We start from the raw sequence: 7,714 nt of genomic DNA, 5'->3' as shown, positions 1-7,714 counted from the left end.
TACCAGTTATTACATTTACAGAAGGTCGCTGAGTTGCCACAATCAAATGTATACCGATAGCACGTGCTAGTTGCGCCAAACGTGCAATCGGTGTCTCCACTTCTTTACCAGCTGTCATGATTAAATCTGCAAATTCATCAATCACCAATACAATGTAGGGTAGAAATTTATGGCCATCATTGGGGTTTAACTTTCGTGCTTTAAATTTATCATTGTATTCTTTGATATTACGGACCATTGCATTTTTAAGTAAATCATAACGATTGTCCATTTCAATACACAATGAATTTAGTGTATGAATGACTTTGGTTGTATCGGTAATAATTGCATCACCGCTATCGGGGAGGACAGCTAAAAAATGTCGTTCAATTTTATTGAACAAAGTGAGTTCTACTTTTTTAGGATCGACCAACACAAATTTTACTTCTGCAGGGTGTTTTTTGTAAAGTAAAGAAGTCAATACCGCATTTAACCCAACTGATTTCCCTTGTCCAGTTGCCCCGGCCATTAACATGTGCGGCGCTTTTGCCAAATCAAAGACAAAAGTTTCATTAGAAATTGTTTTTCCTAATGCGATGGGTAATTCCATTTTTGATTGCTGAAATTTATTGGATGCAATGGCCGAGTTCATTGAAACAATATTTGATTTTTTGTTAGGAACCTCAATTCCAATAGTCCCTTTACCAGGTATAGGTGCAATGATTCGAATACCCAAAGCAGATAATGACAAAGCGATATCATCTTCTAAGTTTTTTATTTTTGAAATTCTAATTCCAGCCTCAGGAACAATTTCGTACAGAGTTATGGTAGGACCTACCGTTGCCTTGATTTTAGAAATCCCAATTTTATAATTATTTAGTGTATCTACGATTCTATTTTTGTTGGCTTCAAGTTCTTCTGCATCAACAGAAATAGATTCATCAAATTCTCTTAATAAATTTAATGTGGGGAACGCATAGTTTCCTAAATCGAGAGTAGGGTCATATTCCCCAAAATCTTCAACAATTTTGTCAGCAAGATTAGAAGATGCGATTTTTTCTTCCTTAACTTTCTCAATATCTATTTTCAGGTCACCTTTTTCTTCTTCTTTTCTTTCTTTGTCAATTTTCTTTTTTGGCGAAGTGATGTTGGAGTGATTTTGTATGGTAGGCTCAACATTCTTTACCGCCATTTCAAATGTAGAAGTTGGTGTTTCTTCTACTTCATCCTTTTGCTCAAAATCATCGAGCGAAATTATAGTTTCCTTGATGGGTTGATTTTCAGAAATTACATTTTTATCAATAGTTTCTGTTGTATTTAGATCTGTAGACGAATTTTCTTTCTGTTTGATTGAGGGATCAGTAGTACTAGTTTTTGAAGCCTCAAGATCAGGTTTTTTGGGAATCCATTCTCTTATTTTTTCAGGGGTTATCTTAAAACGAATAGCAAAATAAGTTAGGTAACCAAAAACAATCAAAATAGATAGACCCAAAGGAGCTAGGTACGGAATCAAGTAAGCATTCAATTCTAAGCCTACAACTCCTGCGATTAGAGCATTTTTATCAGCAAAAAATCCAAATGCTGTTGCTGTCCAAATCAACCCAAGCATTCCCCAGTTCCAAGATTTAAGTATTTTTTTTAAGGGTATTTTTAAGAGAATATATAACCCTGTAAAAAACATCAGGACTGGAAGGATAAGTGCAGAAAGACCAAAGCCTTTGTAGATAAAAAAGTGACTTAAGTTGGCTCCTAGTTTTCCCAATAAATTTTTAGCTTCCACATTTTTATCAACCAATTGTGATATTGTAGATTGGTCTACCCGCCAAGTAAAGAAGAAAGAAATAAAAGCAGTAAACAGGAAAATACTTCCAAAAATAATAAATAGACCAGTAACTGTTTGGGTTTGTCTATTTTTTAAAAAATCTTTTATTGTTTCTTTGACCTCGGTCTTTTGGGTCACTTTTTGATCGCTTTTTTTTGGCATTTAGATTAGAGAATTTTTTTGTAAATATACTGAATTACTGACTATAGGAAATAGATTAATTTAGGGATATAAATAAATGCAATAGTGAGTGCCCCAAAGATGCCTGCAAAAAGAACAGCACCTGCACTGATATCCTTGATGATTGCAATCTTTTCATCGAAGTTAGGTTGAATAAAATTGGCTATTTTTTCTATGGCAGTATTTAATGATTCGATGCTAATGACTAAGCCCATGGCTATAAATTGAAACATCCATTCTGTATTTGAAATATTCAAATGATATCCAAAAAGACACAATATACAAATACTTACACAATGAACTTGGATTGCTTTTTCTGTCTTGATCAAGTGTATTACACCAAAGACAGCATACTTTAAACTATCAATTCGATTAGAAATAAAAGGTTGTTTTTTAGACTTCATAGAGGGTAACAGTGATGGTTAGCTTTTTTGTTTTGTCATAGCCTTTTGGTGTTGTAGGCTTATTTTTGATTTGAATTCCTTTTTTTTACTTCAATGGGTTCAGTATTCACAATATCTTATTTTTTTATGAAAATCCCTAGAAGATATAGTGTAAGTTATGATATTTAAGGAAGTAAACATATTCTGGTTTGTTAAGAGCCCTCTAGGACTGAATCTTTACTTCAGTAAATTAGTTTTTGTTATGAATCGGTAGGATGTATTTTAGTGAGAATTTCTTTCTCTGTTTTTTTTGCTGCTATTTTTCTTCTAATAGGATTTTATATTTCCCTTAAAGAATTTAGAATGTTAAAATTTTTAAGTTTAACATTTGTTAATGTTATTGTGTTTGATTATTTTTAATTAGAACAAAAACAATAGCTATACCAAAAGAATAAGAAAGAGTAATGATAGAAGAAATAATAAAGAATTTAAATAAAGGAAAACAGATGTTGATTCTTTTGCCAATAGAAAATTATTGTGACAAGTCATTGCCGCCATACTATTCTAGTATTGGTGGTCATACAAGGCATGTTTTGGACATGTTTAATTGTATATTTTCTGGTTTTCCTTCAGGTATTGTTGACCTGAGAAAAAGGGTTAGAGATGTAGATGTTGAGCTCTACCCAGTTGTTGCTTCTGAATATTTTGATCGGATGATTGAACAACTATTAAAACTAAAAGCATCTGACTTAAATACTGAAATAGATTTGGTTGATGACTTGGGAAGCGGAAGCTGTATGGTTAAGACAACTTTAGGAGCTGTTCTTGCTCAAGCACAAAGTCATACAACTCACCACTACTCAACTATTGGCTATTTGCTGTGCAACCTTGGTGTACATATAAAAGACCATACTTTTGGTCTAAACCCAACCACTCCGCAAACTTCTCAGGGCTAAATTATTTTCTAAACAAATGTTTGAGTAAACTTTTTATACCTAGAGCGAAGAGAACAATGGTAAGGATAACTAGAGCAATTCCAATAACTAAAAAAAGATAAATTCCATCTTTCTGCAACGCTTTAAAACCAATATTTACGATCACTGGGCTTAGAAATAGTAACGGCAAAACTGCGGCCATTAAATTGATTCCTTTGTTTAAATATTTTTTATTGTTGTCCATTTTTTAGTTTGTTCATTACATTCCTAACACTTCCGTACTTCAGTAGTAACTCTTTTGCTTTCAAATGAGAGATGTTTAGCTCATCTGTCAAAATATTGGATCCTCTTTCAACCAATTTGTCATTAGACAATTTCATATCTACCATTTTGTTTCCTCTTACTTTGTCCAAACGAATCATGGTCGCAGTACTAATCATATTTAACACCATTTTCTGAGCTGTTCCTGCCTTCATTCTAGAACTTCCTGTTATAAATTCAGGACCAACGTTTATGACTATTGGAAATTGTGCAGTTTTGTCAAGAGGACTATTTTTATTCATCGTTATGCATCCGGTAGCGATGTTTTTTTCTTTGCAAGTTTGCAGCGCACTTACAACATAGGGAGTAGTTCCTGATGCTGCAATACCGATTACTATATCATGCTCTGAAATTTGGTGTTTTGACAAATCTAACCAACCTTGTCTTTCGTTGTCTTCTGCATTTTCAACAGCATCTCTTAGGGCTTTATCACCTCCTGCAATAATTCCTATAACTATATTTGAATCAACTCCAAAAGTAGGTGGGCATTCTGAAGCATCTAAAACTCCAAGTCGACCACTGGTTCCTGCTCCAATATAAAACAATCTTCCCCCATTTTTTAGTTTTTCAGTAACGGTATCAATTAAACTTTCAATTTTTGGTAGAACTTCATCTATGGCTTTAGCTATTTTTTTGTCTTCATTGTTGATATTTTTGATCAATTCATGAGTAGACATATTTTCTAAGTTGTCATATAACGAATCTTGTTCTGTTGTTTTTTGAAAGCTCATATCGAATGTTTGCAGTTAGATTTTACTGTACTTCATAAGTAGTCTTGATGAATTGATTTACTGAAAAGTATCCTAAGGCGTAGTTGTCTTGCAAAGTCGTATTTAGGAGGTTACCTCTTATTGATGCTGGTGCAGTAGAAAAAGGCCCATTACTTCCTTGGGACAATACCAATATCTTTGCAAGATAATTATAGTATTCTTTGCTTATACCGTACAATTCGATGTTAACTTCCATCTCTGCTTCTAGTTCTTCATCAATGAAGCCAATATCAAAAAAATTAGTATCCTGGCTATCATCGTATTGTTGGTCATCAGTTACGTCATATGCAGGGATGGTTCTGTAAGGAGTTTGAAACTTACTTAGAAAGTAGTTGTCAATATCTTTTTCATTTTTAACATTAATATTCAACTGAATTCTTTCTTGTGGAAAAGTTATGATTTTTTGAGTGATGCTATTGATTTCTGAGATACTTGTGTACGTATCTTGAGCGGTATATGTTTCACCATCTACCACAACCTTGAGAAAGTACATTTCTCCAACAGTAAGTGTGTCAAAATCATTTGCAGTGTATTCTCCATCTTCAATTTCTGAAGTTCCTGGGTTTACATCTAAAAAAGTACCCATAGAATTACCGTTCTTGTCGGTTACCAAAATGCTAGCACCTAAAACAGGCGAGTAGTTGTCATCTTCATAATATCCCGCGGTTTTGGTTACTTTTATGCTTTGCTTTCCTGTGGGAGAATTTTGATTGATATTTAGATTGGCTTCAATCACTAGCCTTGGCGATATGTTGCTCAATTCATCAATTACAATTTCTTCTAAACAAGAAGTAGTGCACAGCGAAACCAGTAGTATGTATATATATATTTTCATTTTTTAGAATTTAAAATTATAACTAAAAGATGGGATCAACCCAAATATAGAAAGTGCTTCGGTTTTGTTCAACCCTGTAACAATATCTTGATTGAAAAGAAGTGAAGAAACATTTCTTCTGTTATACAGGTTATAAATACTAAAAACCCATTCCCCTTTAATTTTTTTGTTTCTATTTTTTGAAGGTTTATATGTGGCAGAGATATCTAATCTATGGTATAAGGGCAAACGGTAATTGTTTCTAAATCCATAATTAGGAATGTTTAAATTCATAAAAGAATATTTGTCTGCTGGTAGGGTAACAGGTTGACCCGTTTGCAATGTAAAGTTGGTACTGAAGTTCCACTTTTTAGAAGCTTTGTAGTTCCCAATAATGGTTAAATCATGAGTTTTATCATATCCAGTGGCATACCATTCACCGTTATTGATACCAACTTCACTTGCTGTTCTTCCAGCGGTTTTTTGTTCTGAACGAGATAAAGTGTAACTGATCCAACCTGTAAATGTACCTGAATCTTTTTTGAATTGCATTTCTAATCCATAAGCTCTGGCACTACCTGCTAAAACTACAGATTCTATGGCTTCATTAGCAATCAAATCTGCTCCATCGATATAATCTAATCTGTTCTGTACATTTTTACCAAATATTTCTGCAACAAGTGAATATTCGTTGTTGAAATCTTTGTTGTATCCAAAAGCAATTTGATCAGACAATTGTGGTTTGATGTGTTCTCCACTTGGTGTCCAAATATCTAGAGGAGAGGGAGATTGCGTATTGGAGATTAAATGTAAATATTGTGACATTCTTTGGTAACTAGCTTTTATAGAGCTTCGTTCCGTAAGACTATATGCAATAGAAAAACGAGGTTCTAAATTGGTATAGGTTTTCAAAATTTCACTTTTATCAAAATCTTTTTGACTGATCGGTGTAGCCGATTCATAAATCTTTAAGTTTTCATCGTATGTAATCGGACTCCCATTGTAAATGTTTTTGCTTTGTTCTCCCATTCTAGCAAAACCAGTAAGTCGAATACCATAACGTAAATCAATTTTTTCATTTATTTTCTGATCGACATCAATGAAAATTCCCGATTCAATAGCGTACTTCTTGGCGAGCTGGTTTTCTTCAATACTACTATCATCTCGATTAGGTTCTATTTTACCAGGATTAAATTCATGCAATGTGGTATTGATTCCATAATCGATAGAAACATTGTCGCTAAAGTATTGTTTTAGATCGTATTTAAAATTGATATTTTGTAAACCTGAATCCCATAGGAAACCAACAAAATCCAATTCTAAGCCGTAATAATATTGACTATAAATCAAAGACAAATTAGAGAATAGTTGATTGTTGAAGACATGATTCCATCTCAAGTTTCCAACTGCATTTCCATAATTGTTGACAAAAGATTCAGAAAATGAAAACACATCTTTACCAAAGTAACCAGACAAGTAAAGTTTGTTTTTGTCGTCAATTTCCCAATTCATTTTAGTATTTAAGTCATAGAAGTAGGCTTTGTTTTCGTTGTCTGGCATCACAAGAGGAATGAACAAATCAGCATATGATCTCCTACCACTTATAAAAAAAGAGGCTTTTTCTTTAGCTAAAGGTCCCTCTAGTGTTAATCTAGATGATATAATTCCTATTCCACCGTTTCCGTGAAAACTATTTTTATTTCCATCTTTTTGTCGAATATCTAATACTGATGAAATTCTACCTCCATATTTAGCAGGGATCCCACCTTTAAAAAGCTTTAAATCTTTAATGGCATCTGCATTGATTACAGAAAATAGCCCAAATAGGTGTGAGGTATTGAAGAGGGTAGCTTCATCAAGTAAAACCAAATTTTGATCAACAGCTCCACCACGAACATTAAATCCAGATTGTCCCTCACCAGCTGTGGTTACTCCTGGTAGTGTTGTTATGGATTTTAAAACATCTACCTCTCCTAAAATTGCGGGAATTTCTTTTATGGTTTTAACTTTCATTTTGTTAACACTCATTTCCGCTTTCTTGATGCTAATTTTTTCAGAAGTAGTAGTCAAAACAATTTCTTCTAAACCCTCTATATTTTCAACTAATGAAAAATTTAAGGTTTGATTTTTGTTGAGATCAATGGTTTTTGAAACGGTGTTATAACCAAGGTATGAAACTTGGATGTTGTGAGTACCTTGATTTAGACTCAAAGAATAGAATCCATATTCATTACTTACAGTTCCTTGATAATTGTCTTTATCGTAAATGCTTACACCTATAAGTGTTTCTCCAGATGCAGAGTCTTTTAGGGTTCCACTAATGGAAAACTTTTCTTGTGCATAAACCCCAGAGAAGCAAAATAGTAAAATGAGATATATTTTTTTCATTGAATACTTTTTATATGGAACAAATGTATTCCTTTTATTGTACAAAAATATAAAGAAGTTGGATAAGGGTCGAAATGGATGTTTTGGGGATAAAAAAACGCCAATCGTAAAGACTGGCGTTT

At 33.2% G+C, this 7,714-nt stretch carries 7 protein-coding genes; 1 reads left to right on the top strand and 6 read right to left on the bottom strand.

From position 1 onward, the window contains the following. Nucleotides 1–1,963, bottom strand: a 1,963-nt coding sequence (locus tag ABF281_RS08465; RefSeq protein ID WP_347181243.1) for a DNA translocase FtsK 4TM domain-containing protein, incomplete at its 3' end; no start/stop codon positions are given. A 41-nt stretch (nucleotides 1,964–2,004) separates the two neighbouring features. After that, nucleotides 2,005–2,385, bottom strand: a complete 381-nt coding sequence (locus tag ABF281_RS08460; protein WP_347181242.1) for a diacylglycerol kinase family protein — start codon at nucleotides 2,383–2,385, stop codon at nucleotides 2,005–2,007. A gap of 443 nt (nucleotides 2,386–2,828) precedes the next feature. On the opposite strand from ABF281_RS08460, the gene ABF281_RS08455 reads away from it, so the two are divergent. After that, on the top strand, nucleotides 2,829–3,320 hold the full coding sequence (locus tag ABF281_RS08455; RefSeq protein ID WP_347181241.1) for a DinB family protein: 492 nt from the start codon (nucleotides 2,829–2,831) through the stop codon (nucleotides 3,318–3,320). A gap of 1 nt (nucleotide 3,321) precedes the next feature. On the opposite strand, the gene ABF281_RS08450 is transcribed toward ABF281_RS08455, so the two are convergent. Genes ABF281_RS08450 through ABF281_RS08435 form a run of 4 tightly spaced genes read right to left on the bottom strand, consistent with a single transcriptional unit; the run spans nucleotide 3,322 to nucleotide 7,592 of the window. After that, a complete protein-coding gene (locus ABF281_RS08450) occupies nucleotides 3,322–3,543 on the bottom strand; it encodes a DUF6095 family protein (protein ID WP_347181240.1) in 222 nt (73 codons plus the stop codon). Then, entirely contained in the window at nucleotides 3,530–4,351 is an 822-nt protein-coding gene (gene murQ, locus ABF281_RS08445) for an N-acetylmuramic acid 6-phosphate etherase (RefSeq protein WP_347181239.1), read from the bottom strand. The genes ABF281_RS08450 and murQ overlap by 14 nt, the downstream gene beginning before the upstream one ends. A gap of 22 nt (nucleotides 4,352–4,373) precedes the next feature. Continuing rightward, nucleotides 4,374–5,225 (bottom strand): DUF4249 family protein, encoded by an 852-nt coding sequence (locus tag ABF281_RS08440; protein WP_347181238.1) that lies wholly within the window; start codon nucleotides 5,223–5,225, stop codon nucleotides 4,374–4,376. Nucleotides 5,226–5,228: 3 nt separating this feature from the next. Next, nucleotides 5,229–7,592 carry a TonB-dependent receptor gene (locus ABF281_RS08435; protein ID WP_347181237.1) on the bottom strand — a complete coding sequence of 788 codons (2,364 nt, stop codon included), beginning with the start codon at nucleotides 7,590–7,592 and terminating at the stop codon, nucleotides 5,229–5,231. Between the last annotated feature and the right edge of the window lie 122 nt (nucleotides 7,593–7,714).

The sequence above is a fragment of the Wenyingzhuangia sp. genome (assembly GCF_039768515.1).
GTDB lineage: Bacteria > Bacteroidota > Bacteroidia > Flavobacteriales > Flavobacteriaceae > Wenyingzhuangia.
The sequence above is the reverse complement of the archived record's forward strand: the minus strand, read 5'-3'. Positions and strand labels throughout refer to the sequence as shown.